The sequence below is a fragment of the uncultured Thalassolituus sp. genome (assembly GCF_950066645.1).
Taxonomy (GTDB): Bacteria; Pseudomonadota; Gammaproteobacteria; order Pseudomonadales; family Oceanobacteraceae; genus Thalassolituus.
On sequence record NZ_CATMFB010000001.1, the window covers coordinates 114648 to 138997 of the forward strand.

Below are 24350 nucleotides of genomic sequence, written 5' to 3' on the forward strand. Positions count from 1 at the left end.
TGCCTTATCCGGCGCTGACAACTTCCATGGCATCGACGTTCTGGAAGCCGCGTGGCAGCTTGTTACCGCGACGTCCCCGCTCCCCCTGGTAGTGCTCAAGATCGGCAAACTTCATTTTCAGATGACGTTTGCCGGCATGAACCAGCAGAGTGTCTGCTTCGCTGAAGGCCACCGCAGCAACCATCAGTTCTTCGCGCTTCGCGGCCCGGTCTGAGGGGATACCAATCATTTTATTGCCCTTACCGCGCGCCATCTGAGGCAGATCGGCGGCTGGGAATACCAGCATCCGGCCTTCGTTGCTGATGGCTGCAATCCAGCATTTTTCTGGTTCTTCGATACGCGCCGGCGGCAGAATCTTCGCGTTGTCTGGTACGTTGATCAGTGCTTTACCTGCCTTATTCTTACTTTGCATATCGCCAAGAGTACCGATAAAGCCGTAGCCCGCATCGGTACTGAGCAGATACTGGTCTTCATCTTTACCCATCAGCGCTTTAATAAACAACGCGCCGGCGGGCGGGTTGAGGCGACCGGTCAAAGGTTCGCCCTGACCGCGCGCTGATGGCAGGGTATGAGCCGCGATACTGTAGGAGCGCCCGGTATTATCGAGGAAGATCGCGTTCTGATTGGACTTACCGAATGCTGAGGTCAGGAATTTGTCCCCAGCTTTATAGCTCAGGTTCTCGCAATCAACATCGTGGCCTTTGGCGGCACGCACCCAGCCTTTATCAGACAGCACAATCGTAACGGCTTCTGCTGAGACCAGCTCGGTTTCGCTGAATGCTTTCGCCTCGCCACGTACCACCACTGGAGAACGGCGGTCATCACCGTATTTTTCGGCATCGGCAGTGAGTTCTTTCTTGATCAGGGTCTTCATGCGGCGCTCCGAGCCGAGCGTCTTCTCCAGCATGTCGCGCTCTTTCTCCAGCTCATCCTGCTCGCCACGGATCTTCATTTCTTCCAGCTTGGCAAGGTGGCGGAGTTTCAGCTCAAGGATCGCCTCGGCCTGGATGTCAGAAATGCCGAACCGTTCCATCAGCACCTCTTTAGGCTGATCTTCTGTCCGGATAATTTCGATGACTTCATCAATATTGAGGAAAGCAACCAACAGGCCTTCGAGGATATGCAGGCGCGCCAGCACTTTGTCGAGACGGAACTGCAGGCGACGACGGACGGTTTCGGTGCGGTAGGTCAGCCATTCGGTGAGCATGGTTTTCAGGTCTTTGACCTGTGGCCGACCATCAAGGCCGATCACGTTCATGTTCACGCGGTAGTTTTTCTCGAGGTCTGTTGTGGCAAACAGGTGAGCCATTACGGCCTCGGTGTCGACCCGGTTCGACTTAGGCACAATCACCAGGCGGGTCGGGTTTTCATGGTCTGATTCGTCGCGCAGATCGGTCACCAGTGGCAGCTTCTTGGCGTTCATCTGGGCTGCGATCTGTTCAAGAATTTTGGCACCGGAGACCTGATGCGGCAGGGCAGTGATGACGATTTCACTGTCTTCCACCGAATACACCGCGCGCATTTTTACTGAGCCGCGGCCATCACGATAGATCTTACGCAGTTCGGCACGGGGGGTGATGATTTCGGCATCGGTCGGGAAGTCCGGGGCGATCACATGCTCGCAAAGGGCGTCGATATCCGCGCCGGGCTCGTCGAGTAACCGGATACAGGCACTGGTCACTTCGCGGGCGTTGTGCGGTGGAATATCGGTCGCCATACCGACGGCAATCCCGGTGGTGCCGTTCAGCAGTACGTTTGGCAGTCGCGCTGGCAGCGTGCACGGCTCGTCCAGGGTGCCATCGAAGTTTGGCTGCCATTCGACGGTGCCCTGACCGAGTTCACTCAGCAGGACATCAGCAAACGGCGACAGCTTGGCTTCGGTGTATCGCATAGCGGCGAAAGACTTCGGGTCATCCGGTGCCCCCCAGTTCCCCTGACCATCGATCAGTGGGTAACGATAGGAGAAGGGCTGAGCCATCAGCACCATGGCCTCGTAACAGGCGCTGTCGCCGTGCGGGTGGTATTTACCCAGTACGTCACCCACGGTACGGGCAGACTTCTTGTACTTAGCGGTGGACTTAAGGCCCAGCTCGCTCATGGCGTAAACAATGCGGCGCTGAACGGGTTTGAGGCCGTCACCCACGTGAGGCAGGGCGCGGTCGAGAATGACGTACATGGAGTAATTCAGGTACGCGCTCTCGGTGTACTGTTTCAGTGACTGGCGTTCCACGCCGTCGTCGGTATAGCTGATCTGATCCGTCATAGTCTCAGGTTCATTCTGGAGAAGATTCCGGTGCTGAACGTCCGCCACAGTCACGGAGGAAGTCATCACCACTCATCGGGCTGCCGTAAAAATACCCCTGCAACCAGTCGCAGCCAAGGTTCTGCAGGGTTTGTTCCTGTTCTTTGTTCTCAACGCCTTCGGCGACCACCGCCAGATTAAGGCTTCGCGCCATCATAATAATGGCGCGGGCAATTTCGTAGTCGTTTGCCTGTTCGTGAATATTACGCACGAAAGACTGGTCGATTTTAAGCACGCTGACGGGCATAGATTTCAGCTTGCTCAGTGACGAGTAGCCCGTGCCGAAATCATCAATGGAGAACTCAACACCCATCTCCCGCAGCGTGTGAATCTGCTGGTTCACCTCTGTCATGCCGGACATCATCAGAGACTCTGTCACTTCCAGCTCAAGCCAGTGTGGGTCACATCCGAGTTCGTCGAGGATGTCAGCTACCGTGGCAGCAAAGCGGGCATTGATCTGCATGGCGGAAACGTTGACGGCAATTTTTTCAATCGGAAGCCCCGCGGCACGCCATTCGAGCAACTGAGAACAGGCGGTACGCAACACCCAGAGCCCCAGCTCCATAATCAGACCGCTGGTTTCAGCCAGAGGAATAAATTCATGTGGAGACACCAGCCCACGGAACTCATGTGGCCAGCGCAGCAGAGCTTCCGCTCTGAACACTGCGCCATCCGTGCTGCGACGCTGCGGCTGATACACCAGCTGGAACTGCTGTTCGGCCAGGGCTCTGCGCAGGTCCTGTTCGAGTGATAACTGGTTGTGCTGATTGATGGTCAGCTCGGGGGTATACACGCAGCTGCAGTTACGCCCCTGGGCCTTTGCCCGGTGCAATGCCGCATCAGCATGCACCAGAAGAATATCAGTATTGTCACCATGCCCTGGCGCAATAGCGATGCCGGCACTGGCATAAATGGTCAGCAGGTGTCCCTGCAGTTGATAAGGCCGGGCGATCTCGGCGAGCAGCTGATCACACTTATCCTGAATATGTTCAGCATCCGTCTGAGTCAGCACCACGACAAACTCATCGCCGCTGAGGCGGGCGCAGATATCGCTGTCGCGCAGATTTGAGCGCAACCGGTGGGCAACATCGCGCAGTAGCAGATCGCCGATGTTGTGGCCGATGGTGTCGTTGATGTCTTTAAAGCGGTCGAGGTCGATAAAAATAACCGCAACGGGTTCTTCGTTGCGTTTTGCCATCTGCAGGGCGAAGGTCAGCTGCTCCTGCAGTAGATAGCGGTTGGCCAGCCCTGTCAGGGTGTCGTGGCGGGCCAGATATTCGAGGTCCTGCTGGGCCTGCTTACTCTCGGTAATGTCCCGGCACACGATCAGAACACCACTGCAGTCGCCCTGTTCGTTGAATACTGGCTGGCGTCGGGTATCCAGCAGCACGGCTTTGCCGGTGGCGTCTGTCAGCCACTCTTCATGCTGTGTCCGTGTCGCGCGGCGGATCGCCTCGGCGTCATGTTGAGACAGCAGTGACGCGGTATTGTGATCAAAGATTTCTTTGTCCGTCCGGCCCTGAATATCTTCCAGATCGCGGCCGAGAAAACGACTGCCGAGATCATTACACAGCCGGTAGATACCGCGTCTGTCTTTGAAGAAAACCATCTCGGGCAATGACGATACGACGTTGGCGAGCAGGTCTGCATTCTCGTGCGCCTGCTGGTCGCTGAGGTGACGGAGTTTTCGTTGTTGTATCAGCAGAGCGACGCTGAGCAGTGACAGCAGGGCGAGCAGGATGAGCGGCAGAACCAGTTCGCCGTAGGCATCGTTGTTACCGTTGGCACTGGCTGCGGCAACCGGACCTGTCAGGCTGAAAGCCGCGCCAGACTGCAGAAAGCGCCACAGGCGCTTTCTCAGCGCATCCGCTGATCTCAAAGAATCTCGACCTCGTTACCTTTGTTTTCGAGCCAGGACTTACGGTCACTGGCGCGTTTCTTCGCCAGCAACATGTCCATCATCTCATTAGTGCCGTCACCCGGCTCCAGAGTCAGCTGCACCAGTCGGCGGGTGTTCGGGTCCATGGTGGTTTCACGCAATTGCATCGGGTTCATTTCACCCAGACCTTTAAAGCGCTGCACGTTGATTTTGCCGCGTTTCTTTTCGGCTTCGATCCGTTCAAGCACCCCCTGTTTTTCCGCCTCATCGAGGGCGTAAAACACGTCTTTGCCAATATCGATGCGGTACAGCGGTGGCATGGCGACGTACACGTGCCCCTCACTGACCAGCTTACGGAAGTGACGAACGAACAGTGCACAGAGCAGAGTCGCAATGTGGAGACCATCGGAGTCCGCATCGGCGAGAATGCAGATCTTGCCGTAGCGGAGGCCGCTGAGGTCATCAACGCCGGGGTCAATCCCCAGAGCAACGGCAATGTTGTGGACTTCTTCGGAACTCAGAACCTCGCCGGATTCGACTTCCCAGGTATTCAGAATCTTACCGCGCAGCGGCATGATCGCCTGAAACTCCCGGTCGCGAGCCTGTTTCGCAGAGCCTCCGGCTGAGTCACCTTCTACCAGAAAGAGTTCAGTCCGTTCGCTGTCCTGACCGGTACAGTCGGCCAGCTTGCCCGGGAGTGCGGGGCCTTGAGTGATTTTTTTTCGGGCGACTTTTTTGGCTTTGCGCAGACGGCTCTGGGCACTCGAAATGGCCATCTCGGCGAGGCGCTCGGCTTCGGCGGTGTTTTCGTTCAGCCACAGAGCAAACGCGTCTTTCACCACGCCGGAAATGAATGCTGAAGCCTCGCGTGAGGAGAGGCGTTCTTTGGTCTGACCAGCAAACTGAGGATCGGCGAGCTTGGCAGAGAGGACGTAAGAGCAGCGCTCCCAGAGGTCATCCGGTGTCAGCTTGATGCCACGAGGCAACAGGTTGCGGAACTCACAGAACTCACGCAAAGCGTCGAGCAGGCCGGAGCGGAAGCCATTTACATGGGTACCGCCCTGAGCCGTCGGAATCAGGTTGACGTAGCTTTCCTGCAGCAGCTCGCCACCTTCAGGGAGCCAGTGAACAGCCCAGTCGACACCTTCGGTTGTGCCCGTCATCGAGCCCGTAAAAGGATCGGCAGGGATCGGCTCCCAGCCTGTTGCGCTGACCTTCAGATAATCTTTGAGGCCATCTTCGTAATACCATTCGGCGCTGTCAGCGGCATCCGGGGCGGTAAACTTTATACGCAGACCGGGGCACAGAACGGCCTTGGCACGCAGCAGGTGTTTAAGGCGTGCGACGGAAAATTTCGGGCTGTCGAAATACTGTGGGTCGGGCAGGAAGCGGACGCTCGTGCCGGTTTTCTTTTTTCCACAGGTATCGACGACCTGCAGTTCGATGGCTTTGTAGCCATCCTTAAAGCCGATGCGCTGAACTTCGCCGCCCCGCCAGATGGTCACTTCCAGTACTTTCGACAGTGCGTTAACGACCGAGACGCCAACACCGTGCAGACCGCCGGAGAACTGGTAGTTGTCATTCGAGAACTTACCCCCCGCGTGAAGCTGCGTCAGGATCAGCTCGACCCCTGAGATACCGTGTTCCGGGTGAATATCAGTCGGCATACCGCGGCCGTCATCGAGCACGGTCATGGAGCCGTCCCCGTGAAGGGTAACGTCAATGGTGGTGGCGTGGCCTGCGAGGGCTTCATCCACGGAGTTATCGATTACTTCCTGCGCCAGATGGTTCGGACGGGTGGTGTCGGTGTACATGCCCGGACGTTTACGTACCGGGTCCAGTCCGCTGAGAACTTCGATGGAGGCGGCGGTGTATTGCTTAGACATTCATTCCCCTGTCATAGCAGATGTGGCAATGAACCGGAGTATACCCACGCGCGGTGTGAAGTACACTCCGGGGCCATGATAACGGCCTCAGAGGTTGCGACTGACGTGTCCCAGTATCTGAGGCATACGCTCAATAAAATGGTCAAAGCTGTGGGTGCCGCCACCTTCCAGCCAGCCAGGGCTGTGGCGGTACAGCTCCGCTGCATGGCGATAGTCGAGGGTCTCATCGCCGGTCTGCAGGAGCAGCAGCAGTTTTTCTGGCGCTTTGATCGTGTCGCAGGTCAGTGTGGTCAGTTGCTCCAGGTGCCAGGACTCCAACAGAAACGTCTCGCCGGTATGGTAGTGCGTGTGCTCGCCCAGGTAATGCCGGAACAGTTCGCCCGGTCGGACGGCAGGGTTAATGAGTGCGGCGGGAACGCCAGCCTGCTCTGCCAGCCAGGTGGCGTAAAATCCACCCAGTGAACTGCCGATGATCCAGACATGCTCATGCTTGTTCTGCAGCCGGGTCAATTCGTTGCGGGCAATGTCGATGGCCTCAGCGGGAGCAAAATGCAGAAACGGCGCACTGAGGCTGCCCAGCTGTGGATGGTCTCTGAAGAACTGCATCACCTGCTGTGCTTTCTCCGACGCGGGAGAGCTGAGAAATCCGTGAAGGTAAAGGCAGCCGCTGTCGCGCAGGCTCGCCGGGATGTGCATATCAGTATCCTGTCTGGGTCCGGTCAACCTCAAAGGATACATGGTGCAGGCGTTCGATGCCTGTGTCGATACGACCGTTAGGGTGCAGCTCCAGCCAACGGAAACCCGGAGCGGCCGTGTCCAGACTGAAATCGCTGGTCTGAGGTTCAAACTGAATGCAGGTCGAAGGCGTTGCCATCAGACGGATGCCGTTTATGAATCCGTCGCAGCTCTGGTGCACATGCCCCCAGATGACACCCCGCGCATTGTCATGGCGGGACAGTATCTGCATAAATTCATGGCGGTTTTTCAGGCCGATGTTGTCCATCCAGTCACTGTTCATCGGAATTGGATGATGGTGCATGCATATCAGTGTGTGATGGTCCGGCGCGTCGGCGAGCGTTTTATCGAGAAACGCCAGCTCATCTTCATCGAGCCGTCCGAACACGGCGCCTTCCACCTGTGAGTCGAGCATGATGATCTGCCAGTGCTCTGAGCGGATCACTTTGTGGAGGTGGTCGCACTCGCGACCGACCCGGGCCAGATTCCGCGGTTCATCGTGATTGCCAGGCAACCAGAACACAGGTTGGTTAAAGGGGGACAGAGCCTCGTGAAGCAGCCGGTACGACTGCTCCGAACCATCCTGACTCAGGTCGCCAGTCACCAGAATCGCATCGCTCGGAAAGTTAAAATCATGTAACTGATTCAGTACAGCCTGCATGCTTTCACAGGTAGGCACCCTGAGCAGTTTCCCGCCCGGGTCAGCGAACAGGTGAGTGTCTGTCACCTGAACGATTCTGAGTGTGTCTGCACTGGTTAACTGAAACACGTCCTGCTCCGACGCTGACTGTAAGTTAATCAATAGTAGCAGCGCCTCAGAAGTCCGACCGGAATAGCATCACAGTTTGGTCGTCAGGGCAGGTGTGGCGGCAATGTCAGAAGGTCGGGATAAAGCTGAATGGCATTTCTGTGTGGCCATGTTTCAGGCAGTGTTCAAGCCAGTCGGCCAGAAAGCGGTTGAGCTGAACTTTTTCGTCGGGCAGACGCATCTGTGGGTTCGGATACTGATAGCGCCCCTCAAACCTGTGCTGGTTCTGGTAGCTGAGTACTTCAGCCATGCTGGCATCGTGATACAGGCGTACCTGCATCGAGGGCGGCTGAATCCATTCCGGGCACAGGCCTTCCTGCGTTACGGTGAGCATAGTGGTATAAGGATGAACTTCTTCAACCCGCATTCTGACCCGCGCATTCTGCTCGGGTGAGCCGCTGATGGCGAACACGCGCTCCGTCCCGGCACTGGCGTCGGGCAACAGCTTCAGAAAGCGCAGGTAGTTTGACTCGGCGAGCGATGCCATCTCCTGCAGGTCAGGTACATAGCGTTTAGGACGCAACCTTTTCTCCTGTGATGATGAATCAGACGCAACACCTTAGCAGGCGTTGCCGGGGTTTTCCCAGAGATGCCGGCCGGGATCTGCCTGTCAGGCCTGCCGGGTCAGCGCTGGAAAACTTCCTTCTGATGAATTGTAAGCCATTGCAGCGCAATGATGGTGGCCGCATTGTTAATCACGCCGGACTCAAGTGCTTTCAGAGCATCGCTGAAGGGAAGGGTAATGACGCGGATGTCTTCATGTTCTTCTTCCAGGCCATGAATCCCGCCCATGTCAGCGCTGTTGACGCTGGCGCAGTAAATGGCGACCCGCTCATTAGTGCCACCGGGGGACACCCAGTATGTGGTGATATGGCGCAGCGCGGCGGGGGTGCAGCCAGCTTCTTCCTGGCACTCGCGAACGGCCACCTCTTCATAGGTCTCACCAGGCTCGACCATGCCGGCGACCAGCTCAAGCAGCCAGGGCGAGCGCTCATCTTCAAGGGCACCGATGCGGAACTGTTCGGTAAGCACAATCGCTTCGCGCACGGGATCAACCAGCAGGACACAAACGGCCTCGCCCCGTTCAAACAGCTCCCTGTGGAAGGGGCCGATCCACTCGCCGTTAAAACGGCGGTGACGCAGAGTCACTTTGTTCATCCGGAAGAAACCCTGATACACAGTTTCGCGGGACTCTTCGACCACATCATCCTTTGACATAGGCTCTGGAATACCTGGCATGCTTGACCTATCTATATTGCTATATGAGAATATTTGGATTATCTGGGCAGCACGAAGTGTTCGCGTTTCCGCAACAATTCAGCCCCAGACAGGCTGATTTTTTCTGATAGACTTCAGGAACATCTGATTCTGACCCTTCTGCTGAGAAAGGCAACTTTATGAAGAAATTGCTCACCCTGACCTCTGCATTGCTGCTTCCGGGCGCTGTATTTGCTGCAGACCTCAGCTCTATTTACAACATGGCAGCGTCCAGCGACCCTGAAATTGAAGCGGCGCGGGCGGCACGTGAAGCCAGTTCGTACAATGTCATGATCGCGCGGGGTGCGCTCCTGCCACAGGCACAGGTCAGTTACACCCATACGCATCTCGAGTATGAGATCAAAGACTCGGCTCTGGACATTCCCGAATACGATCTGGGCTCACTCGAAGTGTCGGCGGGCATGTCGATCTTTGATCTGAATAAGTGGTACAGCTACAAAGCGGCGCGTTCAGGTAATGATAATGGTAACTTCGAACTGCAGATGTCTGAACAACAGCTGCTTATGCGTACCGCCGAGGCATACTTCAACGCGCTGCGCGCAGAAGATAATCTGTCGACCGCGAATGCCGAGCTTAAAGCCGTGCAGCGCGCGCTTGAGCAGACCAAGCAGCGCTATGACGTGGGTCTGATTGCGATCACAGAGGTGCATGAGGCTCAGGCTGCATATGACCTCAGTTACGCCAGTCTGCTGGGCCAGAGAGCTAACCGTGAAGTGCAGTATGAGATTCTTGCTCAACTCACCGGCGAGAAAATTTCCGGAGTCAGTGCCCTGAAATCTTCGGTCGCTATGAGTGACCCGCAGCCTCAGGACGCCGAAGAGTGGGTGGCCTCGGGTCTGGAGAAATTTCCTGGACTCCTGATGGTTCAGTCGCAGGTAGAAGCGGCGCGTCTGCAACGCAACGCTACCCGCTCACAGCACATGCCGACGGTAGAATTGTTTGCTTCATATACCGACGGTGACCAGGCGTATGGCTTTGAAGACCCGCTGGATGCAAGTGCGACCAGTTATGGCGTCAAAGTGACTGTGCCACTGCTGGCGGGTGGTTCTCTGTATGCAGCCAGTAAGCAGGCCGCGCTGAACTATGCATCTGCGGATTATCAGTTGGAAAAAACCCGTCGCGATGTAAAACAGAACATCCGTAGTCTGTATCTTCAGGTACGTACCGATGTGCTGAATATCAATGCCCGCTCACAGGCGATTCGCTCTGCGCGCAGTGCACTGGACGCGACCCAGACGGGCTACAAAGTCGGTACCCGAAACATTGTGGAAGTACTGGATGCCCAGAAGAAGGTGTATCAGGCAGAGCGTGACTATGCCAATGCGCGTTATGACTACATTCTCAACCTGCTGAGCCTGAAATTCTACGCAGGGACACTGAATGAAGCGGACATTGAGATGCTTAACGGTTGGCTGGAAAGCTGAGTGTTTGAATAAGTAAAAAAGGGGCCGACAGCCCCTTTTTTATTGGCAGATATTTCAGTGCTTGAGCAGAGGATCTATCAGATCAACGAGCCGCTGCACTGCACCGCGGTTATTATCAACCGTGGCTTGTGCCCGTTCACCCATGAGCTGACGGGCTTCAGTATCATTCAGAAAATACGCCAGACGGGTAGCCAACTGGTTCAGATCAGAGACGACCTCAAGCGCGTGGTCTTCTGCCATCGCATCGACAATGGCGGCGAAATTCACGTAGTTCGGGCCTATCAGCGTCGCCTTCCCCAGAGCCGCGGGTTCAATCGGATTGTGGCCTCCGAGTTCGACCAGGCTGCCACCCATCAGTACAACATCGGCTGCAGCGAGAAGCGTCAGCATTTCACCCATGGTATCTGCCACATAGACCTGAGTAGCTTCTGAAGCCTGGCCCTGCGAGCGACGCTGTATCTTCAGCTGACGACTGCGAGCGGCGTTACCAACCGCTTCAAAACGTTCAGGATGGCGAGGGATAAGCAGCAACAGCAGTTCGGGTACTGCTTTGTGAAGTTCTGGCCAGAGGTCGAGAACCTGTTCATCCTCGCCCGGATGACTTGATGCCAGCGCCAGGACAGGACGTTCGCGGCCCCACTGCTGACGCAGTTCTGCACCTTTATCGTTGAGGCCCTCTGCGACCGTCAGATCAAACTTCACGCTGCCTGTCACCGCGAGACGCTCAGGGGGCAGACCCAGTGCCAGAAAGCGGTCGGCATCACTCTGGTGCTGAGCGGCGACCACGCTCAGGCGCTGCAACATCGGTTGAGTCAGTGCGCTGAATTTTGCGTAGCCGCGCGCGGATTTCTCAGACAGACGGGCGTTTGCCAGGATTACCGGGATATGACGCTGTTCGCAGCAGGCCATGAGGTTAGGCCAGAGTTCGGTTTCCATAACCACGAGCGCGGCGGGGCGGATGGTACGGAGAAAACGATGAATAAAAACCGGCAGGTCGTAGGGCAGGTACATGTGAAATACCCGGCCGCCAAAGAGGCGCTTTACCTGTTCGGAACCCGTAGGCGTGGTGGTGGTGATGATCAGTGGCGTGTCCGGGTTCTGCTCAAGGAAACGCTTTACCAGTGGTGCGGCCGCCAGAGTCTCCCCGACAGACACAGCATGAACCCACAGACCGCCAGCGCGAGGGTGGTGTGGCAGGTAGCCAAACCGCTCGGCAATGCGCTGCCGGTAAGCAGGGTTAGCGCGTCCGCGCCACCACAGGCGGGCGACGATTAACGGCATCAGCAGCGTGTACAGCAGGGTATAAGCAAAGCGGGCCACAGAGTTCCAGACCTGAGTCACATAACGGTCGCGCATAGTAGCACAACTGCAGCGGCCATTATGCTAGACTGCGCGCTTTCTGAACCGCATGCGAACAAGCTGATGGACGTTACCATTCCTGATTTTCACAAAGCCCGTGTACTGGTCTTTGGCGATGTGATGCTCGACCGCTACTGGGGCGGTCCGACCTCCCGTATATCACCCGAAGCACCGGTGCCTGTAGTGAAAATTCAGGATACCGAAAACCGTGCTGGCGGCGCGGGTAACGTCGCACTGAATATCGCGACTCTGGGTAGCCAGGTGGATCTGCTGGGCATTACCGGTAATGACGATAATGCCTCGATTCTTGAGCAGCTGCTTGATGAGTCGGGCGTTGGTTGTGCCTTCCAGAAACATCCACTGAATCCAACCATCACTAAATTACGCATCATCAGTCGTCAGCAGCAGTTGATTCGTCTGGATTTCGAAGAAGCGTTTGACGCAACGGATCTGACCACGCTTTATCAGACCTTCGAAGAGCGTGTCGCACAGGCGGGTGTGGTGATTCTGTCGGACTACGGCAAAGGTGCGCTGGCGAACCCTCAGCATCTGATTCAGGCGGCACGTCGTCAGAACGTTCCCGTGATGATCGATCCGAAGGGCACAGACTTTGAAAAATACCGTGGGGCCACGCTGATCACACCGAATCTGAGTGAGTTTGAAGCCGTGGTCGGACGCAGTGACACCGATGAGGTACTGGTCGCGAAAGCCCGGACCCTGATTCAGGATTACGATCTCGATGCGGTGCTGGTGACGCGCAGTGAAAAAGGTATGACCCTGGTGCAGAAGAATGCTGAGCCATTCCATCTGCCGACCCGGGCCCGGGAAGTGTATGACGTGACCGGCGCCGGCGATACCGTGATCAGTGTGCTGGCCACATCGCTGGCCGCGGGCTGCAGCATGGAGCAGGCAACGTTTCTGGCTAACACTGCTGCAGGTATCGTTGTCGGTAAGCTGGGCACTGCAACCGCGTCAACAGAGGAGCTGCGTCGTGAACTGCGCCTCGAAAGCCAGCAGGGGGCAGGCCTGTTCGACGAAGAATCGCTGATGTTGCTGGTCGAAGAGGCGCGTAGCCGGGGCGAAACGCTGGTGATGACTAACGGGTGTTTCGACATCATTCATCCCGGCCACGTTCAGTATCTGAAAGAAGCGAAAGCATTGGGCGATCGTCTGCTGGTGGCGGTGAACTCAGACGATTCAGTCTCGCGCCTGAAAGGTCCGACCCGCCCGGTGAACCCACTGGATCATCGGATGGCAGTGTTGTCCGGCCTTGAGAGTGTCGACTGGGTCGTCCCGTTCCAGGAAGACACGCCCGAACGTTTAATCTGTCGGGTTTTACCAGACGTTCTGGTGAAAGGCGGAGATTATCGGGTCGAAGATATTGCCGGTGGGCAGTGTGTACAGAACAACGGCGGTGAAGTGATTGTCCTGAGCTTTAAGGACAACTGCTCTACCTCTGCAATTGTGAAAAGAATTCAGGAGACTGAAGCATGATTATTGTCACTGGTGGTGCCGGCTTTATCGGCAGCAATATCGTAAAAACACTGAATGGCATGGGACGTACCGACATTATCGTTGTCGATGATCTGACCGACGGCCGTCAGTTTTACAATATCAGTGACTGTGACATCACTGACTATCTGGATAAAAATGATTTTATTCAGCGCGTACAGTTGGACGATGGTCTGCTGGATGATGTTGAAGTAATTTTTCATGAAGGCGCCTGCTCATCCACAACGGAGTGGGACGGCAAATTTATGATGGAGAATAATTACGAATATTCGAAAATTATTCTTCATGCCTGCCTCGAAAAAGGCATTCCATTTCTGTACGCATCCAGTGCTTCTGTATACGGTGGCAGTGACGTGTTTAAAGAAGAGCGTCGTCATGAAAAGCCGCTGAATGTATACGGCTATTCAAAGTGGCAGTTCGATCAGTATGTTCGCCAGCTGCAGCATACCTATCCGAATGATACCTTCCCGAGCCAGGTTGTGGGCTTCCGTTACTTTAATGTGTATGGCCCCCGTGAGCAGCATAAAGGCTCGATGTCGTCGGTCGCTTTCCATTTTAATAACCAGATAAAAGATCAGGGACTGTGCAAACTGTTTGGTGAAACCGAGGGGTATGCCGCTGGAGAACAGCGTCGTGATTTTGTCTACGTTGGTGACGTTGTTAAGGTCAATCTCTGGTTCTGGAAACATTCTGATAAAAGCGGAATTTTTAATCTGGGTACCGGTCAATGTCAGAGCTTTAATGACGTCGCTGATGCCGTCATTGCCTGGCACTCTGCTCGCGGCACGGAAGGTAAAAAAGAATACATCCCTTTCCCTGAACATCTGAAAGGTGCGTATCAGAGCTTCACTGAAGCTGATATCTCGGCGCTTCGCGCTGCTGGCTATGCTGATGCCTTCGCGACCGTCGAGGAGGGTGTGACGGAATACATGGACTGGCTGAATGGCTGACCGCTCACTGGCTCACCCGAAATACTGGCCGTCCTGGCTGGGGGTGGGGCTGTTGATTGGTCTGACCCGGCTGCCTTATTCGTGGCAAATTTCTATCGGCCGTTCGATGGGGCTGCTTCTGCATAAAGTAGCGCGTAGCCGCCGCCATATTGCAGAGGTCAACGTCAGACTCTGTTATCCGGAGCTGTCCGCTCGGGATCAGGCGGCGCTTGTCCGCCAGATATTTATAGATAATGGGATCGGGCTGACCGAAACCTTTATCGCCTGGTTCCGCGACCCCTCCTGGTTACAGGACCGCACTGAATACCGGGGCTTCGATAAAGTCCGCGAGGCGACGGCTGGTGGACAGGGGGTGATGCTGCTGGGAGCGCATTATTCAATGCTGGATCTGGCAGGAGCCCTGATTACCAATGAGCTACGGGTAAGCGTCAGCTACCGGCCACAGGACAATCCTGTGATGAATTATATTATGGAGCGTAACCGCGCCCGCCTGTATGACGAATGTCTGACCCGTAAAGATATCCGTGCCTTTATCCGGACACTGAAGAAAGGCAATGTGCTCTGGTATGCGCAGGACCAGGATTTCGGTCGTAAAAACAGTGTTTTTGTGAACTTCTTTGGCCACCCAGCGGCCACTATCACGGCCACATCACGTATCGCCAAAGCCGGGAATGCCCTGGTGTTACCCATCACGTATTTCCGCAAAGACGATAACAGTGGGTATGTCATTGAAGTGCATGATCCGCTGCCGATTCCAAGCGGAGATGACGTTCAGGACGCCCAGGTCGCCAATGATTTCCTCGAAGTGCAGTTACGGGAACATCCTTCCCAGTACCTCTGGCTGCATAAGCGTTTTAAAACTCCTGCCGACAGCTCACAGAAGAAAGGGCTGTTGTATAAATAATAATATTAATTCGGTGAATGTTTCTGGATTCTTATTATTCATTTTATAGATTCTTAGGGTGCCGGTTAGACTGAGAGCAACTCAGATCAACCGGAGCCTGTTATGGACTTCCAACACTCGGCCAAAGCCCAGGAATACATCCGCAAAGTCACCGCCTTTATGAGGGAGGAGATTGAGCCTGTCGAAGAGGCGTACCTGCGAGAACTTCACAGCCTGGATAATAAGTGGGTCGTACTGCCCGTAATCAACGAGCTGAAGGCTAAAGCGAAGGCCGCTGGGCTGTGGAATCTTTTCTTCCCGGATGATGAGCACGGCGTCGGTCTGTCGAACGTTGAGTATGCCCCCCTTGCTGAGATTATGGGGCGCTCATTCATTGCTCCAGAAATTTTCAACTGTAATGCGCCCGATACCGGCAACATGGAAGTGCTGGAGAAATACGGTACGGAAGCGCAGAAAGAGCGTTGGCTGAAACCACTGATGGCAGGGGATATCCGTTCTGTGTTCTGTATGACAGAGCCGGATGTGGCCTCCTCCGACGCAACCAATATGGAAGCGACCGCCATTGTTGAGGGTGACGAGGTCGTGCTGAATGGCCGTAAATGGTGGAGCACAGGAATTGGGCACCCTGACTGTAAAGTCGGGATTTTTATGGCCCTGACGGATCCTCAGGCGCACCGTCATCAACAGCACTCGATGGTCCTGTTCGACCTGGATACACCGGGAGTAAAGATCGAACGTATGCTGCCGGTATTCGGTCATTACGATGAACCCTACGGGCATGGTGAAGTCAGCTTCAACAATGTCCGGGTGCCTGTGAGTAATATCATTGCCGGCCCAGGCCGGGGTTTTGAAATCGCTCAGGGGCGTCTTGGCCCCGGGCGTATTCATCACTGTATGAGACTGATCGGCAGTGCCGAGCGCGCGCTGGAATTAATGTGCCATCGAGCGGTCACCCGTGAGGCGTTCGGTAAACCACTCGCGAATCTGGGCGGCAACCGCGACATCATTGCCAATGCGCGTATGAGTATTGAGCAGGCACGGCTGTTGGTTCTTAAAGCCGCATGGATGATTGATAAAGTCGGCGCCGCAGGCGCCATGAGTGAAATTTCGCAGATTAAAGTCATTGCGCCGAATGTTGCACAGCAGGTCTGCGATGCAGCTATGCAGATGTACGGTGGTGCCGGATTGTCCGATGACTTCCCGCTTACAGGCATTTATGCTGCTGCACGGGCATTGCGACTGGCGGACGGTCCGGATGAAGTTCACCGCGGGCTGATCGCTAAGTTCGAGCTCCTGAAATACAAAAAATTCATGAAGTCATAAGAATAAAAGGCAGAGTATGAAACGGGTACTTATCACCGGCGCAGCCAGCGGTCTGGGTCGTGCACTGGCGTTACGGTTTGCGCAGGACGGTGCAGACATCTGTATCGCAGATATAAATCGCGAAGGGTCGGAAGAAACGCTGAAACTCATCGGTGAGGCCGGCGGTAGCGGCTGGATTGCTCACCTTGATGTGCGCGTACCCGAACAATGGGAAGCGTTGCGCAACGATGTTGAAGAGCGCTGGCAGGGGCTGGATGTTCTGGTAAACAACGCCGGTGTGGCCACCGGTGACCGTGTCGACGCCGGTGAGTGGGACTGGTGGGAATGGATTATCGACATCAACCTGAAAGGCGTAGCGCTGGGCTGTCGTACTTTTACGCCGCTGATGAAAAAGCAGAACAGCGGCTACATCATGAATACCGCATCACTGGCGGGTCTGATGATTCTGCCTTCTATGGCGTCGTATAACGTCACAAAAGCCGGTGTAATTGCGCTGTCTGAAACCATGTATTACGAATTGCATGCGTACAACATTAAAGTGACGGCACTGTGTCCGGGCTTCTTCCGCACCAACCTGAATAAGACGATGAAAACCTCCGATCCATCGATGCTTAAGTTCGTTGATAAAGTATTCGAAAAATCGGAACTGGATGCCAGTGAAGTTGCAGACGCGGCGTATAAATCGCTGATGAAAGGCGAGATGATCTGTAACCCTCATCCTATCGGGCGTAAGGCCGTATTTGTTAAGAAATATCTTGGCTGGTTGTTCCGCTGGAAAGTGAAGCAGGCGTCGTTTGATCTGCGTCGTCGAGAGGAAGAGGCGAAAAAACGCGCATGAGCAAAGAATATATCGATCAGGCAAAAGACCTGCGCGACAGCGACAGCTTTGATATTGGTTCTCTGAATTCCTGGTTACAACAGGCCGTGCCCGGTTTACAGGGCGTGCCTGATGTAAAACAGTTCTCGGGCGGGGCATCGAATCTTACCTATCTGCTCAGCTATCCTGCGCAGGCTGATGGTCAGCCGGTCGAATATATTCTGCGTCGCCCACCTCCAGGGCATAAAGCGGCCAGTGCGCATGATATGAAACGCGAATACCATGTAATGAAATCTTTGCGTCCGGTCTTTCCATACGTACCGGAAATGATTGCGATCTGTGATGATGCTGCGGTCATTGGTGGAGATTTTTACGTTATGGAGCGTCTCACGGGCATTATTCCCCGTGGTAATCTGCCGCGGGGGATGTCGTTGAGTCGCTCACAGGCCCGCGATCTGTGCCTGTCGACGTTTGATAAACTGATTGACTTACATAAGGTCGATTATCAGGCCGCCGGCTTAAGCGATCTGGGAAAAGGGCAGGGGTACGTCCGTCGTCAGGTCGAAGGCTGGAGCAGCCGCTATGAAAAATCCCATACCTGGAATGTGCCTAAATTTAAAAAAGTTATTAAATGGCTGAAAGAAAATCAGCCAGAAGATATTGCTACCTGCATTATTCATAATGATTTCCGTCTCGATAATGTCGTACTGAATGCCGAAAACCCAGGCGAAATTATTGGCGTTCTTGATTGGGAAATGTGCACGCTAGGCGATCCGCTGATGGATCTTGGCGGTGCTCTCGCTTACTGGGTGGAGGCGCGGGACGACTTTCTGATGCGCGCAGTGCGGCGCCAGCCAAGTCATCTTCCCGGCATGCTGACACGCAAACAGATCGTCAGTTATTACTGTGACAAAATGGGCTTTGATAAATCTCAATGGCCGTTCTACGAAGTCTTTGGGCTGTTCCGTCTCGCGGTGATTGCGCAACAGATTTATTACCGTTACCACCATAAGCAGACGGATAATCCAGCATTTAAAAATTTCTGGATTATTGTGAATTATCTGAATCTGCGTTGCCGGCGGATTATCCGTCAGCAGAAGAAACATCACTGATGGCCGCCATTTATCTGGTCCGTCATGGACAGGCTGGGTTCGGGAAACTCAACTACGATCAGCTGTCGGATCTGGGAAAACAACAGGGCGAACTGGTCGGGCAGGCACTGCATGCCCGCCGCACTGAGGCCCGTCAGGTCGTCTGCGGAGCGATGCGCCGTCATCGGGAAACCATGCAGGCCGCACAGCAGCACTGGCATAGCTGGGGGCCGGTGACTGAAATGGCGGGTTTTAATGAATTCGATAGCGATGAAGTGATTGCCCGTGCACATCCGCAGTTCAGTAATAAACTGGCACTGGGTGCCTGGCTGATGACGCAGGATAACCGTGCACGTGCTTTTCAGACGTTATTCTCTGGTGCAGTGAATCGTTGGATTTCTGGTGAATATGATGGTGATTATCAGGAATCCTGGCCGGCCTTTACTGCACGTATTGAATCCGCCTTAGCGCAGGTTATTCATCAGAGTAGTGGAGGCGATATCGTTATTTTTACTTCTGGTGGGCCGGTGACGGCGATCGCCCGTCAGTGCCTCGGGCTGAGTAACGCGCACGCGTTTGAGCTTAACTGGACGCTATTCAATGGTGGAATTACCCAATTACTTTATAACCGCAGCGGCAAAGTCAGCCTGGCTGCGGTGAATGAACATCAACATCTGGCGGCTGCCGGAAAACAGTTTCTGACGTATCGCTGAGCGTCAGATAATCAGGAGATAAAAATGAATCCATCCAGTCTGTTTGATCTGTCCGGTCGTGTTGCTCTGGTGACGGGAGCAAGCCGGGGTATTGGTGAAGCGGTTGCAAAGCTGCTGGCGTCAGCCGGAGCGCACGTCATTGTCTCCAGCCGGAAAATTGAAGGCTGTCAGGCGGTTGCAGATGCGATTAACAATGACGGTGGCAGTGCCGAAGCGATGGCGTGTCATATCGGCGAAATGGAGCAGATTTCTGCGACGTTTGCACAGATCGAAGCCAGTCACGGTAAGCTGGATATTCTGGTTAATAATGCCGCCACCAACCCTTATTTCGGCCACATTCTGGATACAGACCCAGCCGCCTTCAGTAAAACGGTTGATGTGAATGTCCGTGGATATTTCTTCATGTGTAGCCTGGGCGGCAAACTTATGAAAAAAAATGGTGGGGGCAGCATCATCAATGTGGCATCGGTGAATGGTGTGGTGCCGGGTGATTTTCAGGGCATTTATTCCATCACCAAATCATCGGTCATTGCGATGACCAAGGCCTTTGCCAAAGAGTGCGCGCAGATGGGTATTCGCGTAAATGCGCTCCTGCCGGGTCTGACTGATACAAAATTCGCCAGTGCGCTGACCAGCAATCAGGCCATCCTGAAGCAGGCGATGATGCATATCCCGATGAAACGCGTGGCGATGCCGGAAGAAATGGCGGGTACCGTGTTGTACCTAGCGTCAGATGCGTCCAGCTACACCACAGGTACCTGCATTAATGTCGATGGCGGTTATCTGTTGGTCTGATCGCTAACACGGGCTCCTGTGGTCAGCAGGTGCCCGTATCGCTCCGTTATTCGACGGTAGAGCGTTTAACCGGGGTGGTTGATGTGTCTGAGCTTTCTGGCTCCTGCTTTACCACAGGCACGCTGCGTTGCGCCTGAATGGAAGCGGCACCGCTGCCCAGGCCAGAAACGATACTGACGATAAAATCGATGCCCGTTACGTCCGCTGAGACTGCAATGACCTCTTCTGAGATGGAATCAGGGTAACCGCCACAGGTCTCGCCGTTCTGGCAGATGTAGTAATCCACATCAATATCTGAACCACCGGTTACGCGATAGCTGCCTGCCGGTACGCCTTCCACCGTGTAGGTGCCATCGGCATTTACCAGCGCTTCTGCCGCGACTTCGCCCGTAATGTCGTCAATCACCAGAACGTACTGCGGTGCAGAATCTCCCAGGTCAACGATTTCACCAACCAACATAGAAACACGGACTTCGAGCGGATTGCCATCGTCCGGCGTGAACAGAATCAGCCCTTCATAAATACCATCAAGAAGGTCTGTGCGGTCAATGTTCAGAGTGTACTCACCCAGTCCGTCAGTAGTGAGGCTGGCATCGAGTGACATCCAGTCTTCACTGACTTCTGCCGTGACGGCGGGGTCGTCGGCATTGTCGTTGATATTGCTCAGCGTAAATGAAATAGCGCTGCTGCTGCCCATGGAGAGGGCGTCCGGGTCCGCTTCCAGGACTGGAACCGGCGTAATAGCGCCGCCGCCTGCCAGATCATTTGCTGCATTCACGGCTTTATAAGCATTGATCAGTCCGTGTCCGAAGTCGTTATCGCGGCCTGTGCTGCCGATATCGTCGGTCAGGCTGCCATTGGCGAGCAGATCATCTACATTCTGTGGCGTCAGTTCTGGATACACCGCCTTCATCAAAGCAATCACACCGGCGACATGAGGTGACGCCATGGATGTGCCCTGCTGCAGGTTATAGTCCTCGGCGCGGGTGCCTGTGCTGTCATCGACGGAGGTACTGACGACACCATCGCTCTGAAGGTCGCCGTTGGTGTCATATCGCAGGTCGCCACCCGGTGCTGCGACATCAATTTTACTGCCGTAGTTTGAATAATAGGCGCGGGAGTTGTTGGGGGCGGTGGCACTGACTGAAATAACCCCATCGTAAGACGCAGGGTAAAACGCTTGGGAAGAGTCTTCATTACCCGCCGCGGCGACAATAATCACGCCCTGGTTCCGGGCCGCGGTGATGGCTTCCTGTTCGGCGTCACTACTGAACTCGCTACCCAGAGAGAGATTGATAATGTCGGCTTTTTTCGTAGGCAATGTATTGCTGTCGTTACTGAGACGGGCGGCAAAACGAATGCACTGAATAATATCGTACGACGTGCCTTCACCGTTCAGGCCAAGTGCTCTGAGAGGCATCACCTTAGTATCGCCGCCCACACCGGCACCGCCGCGGTTATTGCCAGTAATCGCAGCCACTGTGCCACTGACGTGGGTCCCATGCCAACTGCTGGCCCCCTGCTGATTGCTGTCGCCAGGGTCGTCCGGGTTATTGTCTATGCCATTGCCATCACGGCTGACTGCCGCATTAGAGATAAAGTCATAACCGCTCACCAGCTTGCCGGAGAGGTCCGGATGATTGAGAAATACCCCGGTATCAATAACTGCGACGGTGACATCTGATGAACCACTGGTCAGATCCCAGGCCTGCGGCAGTTTGATATCGTTGTAGTGATATTGATAGCGGTACAGCGGATCGTTTGGTGTGAGAACGGCCTTCCGCACATAGTTAGGTTCGGCATATTCAACATCATCACGTGCATTCAGCGCTTTGATCGTGTTGAGCGTCTCTCGGTGATTGAATGCCCCGGGCATTTTCTGTGCAAACTTTGACTTCTGTTGCTGGGTCTGGAGTGTCAGAGGCGCACTGATAGTCGCTCTTACAGGATAATCACTGGCGCTGCTCAGTGCGGTGACCTGATGCCCATAGGCCATAACGCTGTTGCCTGTCGCTTTGATCGAGCTCGCACTGTCTTTCCAGCGGATCAGAGCTTCACCGGGAACAAAGTCAGTAGATAGCGGGGACGTGTTACCAGTACTGACGATGCTGGTTTCGGCAGCGGTAAGCTGCAGAACATATTTTGAAATTCCTGAATACGCACTGACCAGCAGCAGATACTCACCATCTGCCGGAACAGTAATTTCTTCTGTCGCCTCGGTACCGTTAGATGTGCTGATCGGCAGGCCCGTCAGGGAATCGGGATCATAAAGGTAGAGATCAAGGTCGCCCTGGTATATTCCTTCCGTTGTATTGCCATCATCATCAACAACGTTCAGCGTGATGACCTGACCGCGCTGCAGAGAGACGCTGTAAAAATCGTCCTCATCGTAGTTGCTCGCGAAACGCTCCAACGATCCATTCTGACTGGCCTGTGCACCGGTGCCGGTTTTCGAGGCAAAGCCCTGAACGGTAACAATGTTGGGAAGGGGTTGAGGGTTATCAGGATCATTATTGCTGATAAACGACGCGTTAATATCGTTCAGATCTGAGTCGATGACCAGGTTAGACGAGGTATACAGCTGGCCACTGACGTTATAGGTCGGTTCACTGCCTCCACCACCTCCGGTGCAGGCGCTTATGACAGATGTCGCCAGAAGGGTGCTTGCGAGGCGGCTGGCTGTTGAATAACTCTGAGTGCTGTTGCAGTTATCTGGGTTAGGACGCGGCATAGATGGGATCTCGTTTTCCTCAATCTCAGATGTAGAGCCACTGCTCTGAAGCAGGCAGCCTGACATCATCATAACGGATGTGATCATGGCCGGCAGAAACAGGATTCTCATATCTTCCCTGAAAGTAATGGTCAATCATGCCCAGAGTATCAGGCACGGCGCGCCAGGGCCAATGGGGTTCCTCGCATATCGCCCCATGATTCTGACTGATAGGCCCAGACCTATGCCTGAGGTACTCTGCGGATTCAGTCGACAGGCATGGAGGCCATATGTCACTCGCACGGATTTATACGCGGGCTCAGCTGGGAATAGAAGCCCCTTTGGTACAGGTGGAAGTGCATCTTTCCGGTGGTCTGCCGTCGCTCAGTCTGGTCGGGATGCCAGAAACTGCGGTCAAAGAATCGAAAGATCGGGTCCGCAGTGCCATTCTCAACAGCCATTTTGAGTTTCCAGCGAAACGTATCACGATCAATCTTTCCCCGGCCGACCTGCCGAAAGAGGGTGGGCGTTATGATCTGGCAATTGCGCTTGGCATTCTGGCGGCGTCAGAGCAGATACCCGCTCAGCGCCTGGAGGAGTTTGAGTTTGTCGGAGAACTCGCGCTCAGCGGTGCGTTGCAGCCAGTATCCGGGATTCTGCCAACGACCCTGCGGGCGAGCCGCCAGGGACACGGATTGGTGATTCCACAGGCCAATGCAGAAGAGGCGTCGTTATGCCGCGATGCCCGCTGCCTGGCAGCATCAAGTCTCAGTGAAGTGACAGCCTGGCTGCATGGCCAGGATGCTCTGGCGCTGGTCGAGCCCTTTGCCGGACAAGCCCGTGAGCAGGTCCGGCAGGGCGACCTGACCGATGTGAAGGGACAGCCTGGCGCACGCCGGGCATTGGAAATAGCGGCAGCAGGCAAGCATAACCTGTTGTTTATCGGCCCACCGGGCACGGGCAAAACCATGCTGGCCAGCCGTCTGCCGGGGATACTCCCGCCAATGAGTGAAGACGAAGCACTTGAATCAGCCTCGGTGTCGTCAGTCAGCCATCAATCCGGAGACTGGCGCCAGCGCTGGGGGCAGCGACCTTTTCGCGCGCCGCATCACACGGCGTCTGGCGTCGCGCTGGTTGGCGGGGGAGGAAACCCTAAGCCCGGGGAGATATCGCTGGCACACGGCGGTGTACTGTTTCTGGATGAACTACCGGAGTACAGCCGGAAAGTGCTGGATGTACTGCGTGAACCCCTCGAAAGTGGTGAGATTGTCATCAGCCGCGCCAACCGCTCGGTGACTTACCCCAGTCGTTTTCAGCTGATAGCTGCAATGAATCCGTGCCCCTGCGGTTATTTTGGCGACAGCTCAGGGCGTTGTCAGTGTTCACCGGATCAGGTGCGTCGCTATCAGGGGCAGACATCGGGGCCGCTCCTTGACCGGATTGACCTGCACGTTGATGTTCCGCCGGTCTCACCGGGGCTATTACAGCAGGCGCCGCCGTCGGAGGCTTCGATACAGGTGCAGAACCGGGTTGTGGCTGCGCGGGAGCGGCAGCTGACACGGCAGGGCTGCGCTAATGGAGAGCTTGCCGGCAGCCTGCGCGACCGGGTCTGCAGGCTCAGTAACGAAGATCAGGTGTGGTTTCTCGACATGATTGAGCGGCTGAACCTTTCGGCACGTTCATTTCATCGATTGCTGACGGTAGCACGTACGATTGCTGATCTGGCAGCGCAGGACGACATCGGCCGGATGCACCTGATGGAGGCTGTTGGCTTCCGCGCACTGGATCGCTATCGCAGTCACTGAGTGGCAACTCAGTGATAATCAGCCACACTGAAGAAAAGCGCCGGGCATAAGGAGTGACG

At 55.1% G+C, this 24350-nt stretch carries 19 protein-coding genes; 10 read left to right on the forward strand and 9 right to left on the reverse strand.

The window, feature by feature from the left end; all coding sequences use genetic code 11:
* Positions 1-4: 4 nt before the first annotated feature.
* The 7 genes from parC to Q1L85_RS00550 form a co-directional block, all read right to left on the reverse strand.
* A complete protein-coding gene (gene parC / locus Q1L85_RS00520) occupies positions 5-2263 on the reverse strand; it encodes a DNA topoisomerase IV subunit A (protein WP_300428063.1) in 2259 nt (752 codons plus the stop codon).
* Positions 2264-2273: 10 nt separating this feature from the next.
* On the reverse strand, positions 2274-4181 hold the full coding sequence (locus Q1L85_RS00525; protein ID WP_300431969.1) for a bifunctional diguanylate cyclase/phosphodiesterase: 1908 nt from the start codon (positions 4179-4181) through the stop codon (positions 2274-2276).
* On the reverse strand, positions 4178-6067 hold the full coding sequence (gene parE, locus Q1L85_RS00530) for a DNA topoisomerase IV subunit B (RefSeq protein ID WP_300425830.1): 1890 nt from the start codon (positions 6065-6067) through the stop codon (positions 4178-4180). Before parE ends, Q1L85_RS00525 begins: the two co-directional genes overlap by 4 nt.
* Positions 6068-6154: 87 nt before the next feature.
* Complete coding sequence (locus tag Q1L85_RS00535) at positions 6155-6763, reverse strand: YqiA/YcfP family alpha/beta fold hydrolase (protein WP_300425832.1); 609 nt, start codon at positions 6761-6763, stop codon at positions 6155-6157.
* 1 nt (position 6764) lies between these two features.
* A complete protein-coding gene (gene cpdA / locus Q1L85_RS00540) occupies positions 6765-7571 on the reverse strand; it encodes a 3',5'-cyclic-AMP phosphodiesterase (protein ID WP_300425833.1) in 807 nt (268 codons plus the stop codon).
* A gap of 106 nt (positions 7572-7677) precedes the next feature.
* Positions 7678-8133, reverse strand: a complete 456-nt coding sequence (locus tag Q1L85_RS00545) for a DUF1249 domain-containing protein (protein WP_300425835.1) — start codon at positions 8131-8133, stop codon at positions 7678-7680.
* Positions 8134-8234: 101 nt separating this feature from the next.
* On the reverse strand, positions 8235-8828 hold the full coding sequence (locus Q1L85_RS00550; protein WP_300425836.1) for an NUDIX domain-containing protein: 594 nt from the start codon (positions 8826-8828) through the stop codon (positions 8235-8237).
* A gap of 179 nt (positions 8829-9007) precedes the next feature.
* Here Q1L85_RS00550 and Q1L85_RS00555 point away from each other — a divergent pair, with 179 nt between their 5' ends.
* Positions 9008-10312, forward strand: coding sequence for a TolC family outer membrane protein (locus Q1L85_RS00555; RefSeq protein WP_300425838.1), 1305 nt, complete (start codon positions 9008-9010; stop codon positions 10310-10312).
* A 54-nt stretch (positions 10313-10366) separates the two neighbouring features.
* On the opposite strand, the gene waaA is transcribed toward Q1L85_RS00555, so the two are convergent.
* A complete protein-coding gene (waaA, locus tag Q1L85_RS00560; RefSeq protein WP_300425840.1) occupies positions 10367-11668 on the reverse strand; it encodes a lipid IV(A) 3-deoxy-D-manno-octulosonic acid transferase in 1302 nt (433 codons plus the stop codon).
* A gap of 66 nt (positions 11669-11734) precedes the next feature.
* Between waaA and hldE the strand changes: the two genes are divergently transcribed.
* From hldE to Q1L85_RS00600, 8 genes are all read left to right on the forward strand, one after another.
* Positions 11735-13165 carry a bifunctional D-glycero-beta-D-manno-heptose-7-phosphate kinase/D-glycero-beta-D-manno-heptose 1-phosphate adenylyltransferase HldE gene (hldE, locus tag Q1L85_RS00565; protein WP_300425872.1) on the forward strand — a complete coding sequence of 477 codons (1431 nt, stop codon included), beginning with the start codon at positions 11735-11737 and terminating at the stop codon, positions 13163-13165.
* The gene (gene rfaD, locus Q1L85_RS00570; RefSeq protein WP_300425842.1) at positions 13162-14133 is read left to right on the forward strand and encodes an ADP-glyceromanno-heptose 6-epimerase; all 972 of its coding nucleotides are present in this window, start codon (positions 13162-13164) and stop codon (positions 14131-14133) included. The genes hldE and rfaD overlap by 4 nt, the downstream gene beginning before the upstream one ends.
* Positions 14126-15037, forward strand: a complete 912-nt coding sequence (gene lpxL, locus Q1L85_RS00575; RefSeq protein ID WP_300425844.1) for an LpxL/LpxP family Kdo(2)-lipid IV(A) lauroyl/palmitoleoyl acyltransferase — start codon at positions 14126-14128, stop codon at positions 15035-15037. The genes rfaD and lpxL overlap by 8 nt, the downstream gene beginning before the upstream one ends.
* Positions 15038-15139: 102 nt before the next feature.
* The gene (locus Q1L85_RS00580; RefSeq protein WP_300425845.1) at positions 15140-16360 is read left to right on the forward strand and encodes an acyl-CoA dehydrogenase family protein; all 1221 of its coding nucleotides are present in this window, start codon (positions 15140-15142) and stop codon (positions 16358-16360) included.
* 16 nt (positions 16361-16376) lie between these two features.
* Positions 16377-17198, forward strand: a complete 822-nt coding sequence (locus Q1L85_RS00585) for an SDR family oxidoreductase (RefSeq protein ID WP_300431974.1) — start codon at positions 16377-16379, stop codon at positions 17196-17198.
* Positions 17195-18289 (forward strand): phosphotransferase family protein, encoded by a 1095-nt coding sequence (locus tag Q1L85_RS00590; RefSeq protein WP_300425848.1) that lies wholly within the window; start codon positions 17195-17197, stop codon positions 18287-18289. The genes Q1L85_RS00585 and Q1L85_RS00590 overlap by 4 nt, the downstream gene beginning before the upstream one ends.
* The gene (locus Q1L85_RS00595) at positions 18289-18981 is read left to right on the forward strand and encodes a histidine phosphatase family protein (protein ID WP_300425850.1); all 693 of its coding nucleotides are present in this window, start codon (positions 18289-18291) and stop codon (positions 18979-18981) included. Before Q1L85_RS00590 ends, Q1L85_RS00595 begins: the two co-directional genes overlap by 1 nt.
* 24 nt (positions 18982-19005) lie before the next feature.
* The gene (locus Q1L85_RS00600) at positions 19006-19776 is read left to right on the forward strand and encodes an SDR family oxidoreductase (RefSeq protein WP_300425852.1); all 771 of its coding nucleotides are present in this window, start codon (positions 19006-19008) and stop codon (positions 19774-19776) included.
* A 46-nt stretch (positions 19777-19822) separates the two neighbouring features.
* On the opposite strand, the gene Q1L85_RS00605 is transcribed toward Q1L85_RS00600, so the two are convergent.
* Positions 19823-22618 (reverse strand): S8 family serine peptidase, encoded by a 2796-nt coding sequence (locus Q1L85_RS00605; RefSeq protein WP_300425854.1) that lies wholly within the window; start codon positions 22616-22618, stop codon positions 19823-19825.
* A gap of 158 nt (positions 22619-22776) precedes the next feature.
* On the opposite strand from Q1L85_RS00605, the gene Q1L85_RS00610 reads away from it, so the two are divergent.
* Complete coding sequence (locus Q1L85_RS00610) at positions 22777-24291, forward strand: YifB family Mg chelatase-like AAA ATPase (RefSeq protein ID WP_300425856.1); 1515 nt, start codon at positions 22777-22779, stop codon at positions 24289-24291.
* The last annotated feature ends 59 nt before the right edge of the window (positions 24292-24350 follow it).

Excerpts from the sequence above, each read along its gene's own strand:
- parC (WP_300428063.1), bottom strand. The coding sequence starts at position 2,263 with ATGACGGATCAGATCAGCTATACCGACGACGGCGTGGAACGCCAGTCA.
- parE (WP_300425830.1), bottom strand. The coding sequence starts at position 6,067 with ATGTCTAAGCAATACACCGCCGCCTCCATCGAAGTTCTCAGCGGACTG.
- Q1L85_RS00535 (WP_300425832.1), bottom strand. The coding sequence starts at position 6,763 with ATGCACATCCCGGCGAGCCTGCGCGACAGCGGCTGCCTTTACCTTCAC.
- Q1L85_RS00550 (WP_300425836.1), bottom strand. The coding sequence starts at position 8,828 with ATGTCAAAGGATGATGTGGTCGAAGAGTCCCGCGAAACTGTGTATCAG.
- Q1L85_RS00555 (WP_300425838.1), top strand. The coding sequence starts at position 9,008 with ATGAAGAAATTGCTCACCCTGACCTCTGCATTGCTGCTTCCGGGCGCT.
- waaA (WP_300425840.1), bottom strand. The coding sequence starts at position 11,668 with ATGCGCGACCGTTATGTGACTCAGGTCTGGAACTCTGTGGCCCGCTTT.
- hldE (WP_300425872.1), top strand. The coding sequence starts at position 11,735 with ATGGACGTTACCATTCCTGATTTTCACAAAGCCCGTGTACTGGTCTTT.
- rfaD (WP_300425842.1), top strand. The coding sequence starts at position 13,162 with ATGATTATTGTCACTGGTGGTGCCGGCTTTATCGGCAGCAATATCGTA.
- lpxL (WP_300425844.1), top strand. The coding sequence starts at position 14,126 with ATGGCTGACCGCTCACTGGCTCACCCGAAATACTGGCCGTCCTGGCTG.
- Q1L85_RS00580 (WP_300425845.1), top strand. The coding sequence starts at position 15,140 with ATGGACTTCCAACACTCGGCCAAAGCCCAGGAATACATCCGCAAAGTC.
- Q1L85_RS00585 (WP_300431974.1), top strand. The coding sequence starts at position 16,377 with ATGAAACGGGTACTTATCACCGGCGCAGCCAGCGGTCTGGGTCGTGCA.
- Q1L85_RS00590 (WP_300425848.1), top strand. The coding sequence starts at position 17,195 with ATGAGCAAAGAATATATCGATCAGGCAAAAGACCTGCGCGACAGCGAC.
- Q1L85_RS00595 (WP_300425850.1), top strand. The coding sequence starts at position 18,289 with ATGGCCGCCATTTATCTGGTCCGTCATGGACAGGCTGGGTTCGGGAAA.
- Q1L85_RS00600 (WP_300425852.1), top strand. The coding sequence starts at position 19,006 with ATGAATCCATCCAGTCTGTTTGATCTGTCCGGTCGTGTTGCTCTGGTG.
- Q1L85_RS00605 (WP_300425854.1), bottom strand. The coding sequence starts at position 22,618 with ATGAGAATCCTGTTTCTGCCGGCCATGATCACATCCGTTATGATGATG.
- Q1L85_RS00610 (WP_300425856.1), top strand. The coding sequence starts at position 22,777 with ATGTCACTCGCACGGATTTATACGCGGGCTCAGCTGGGAATAGAAGCC.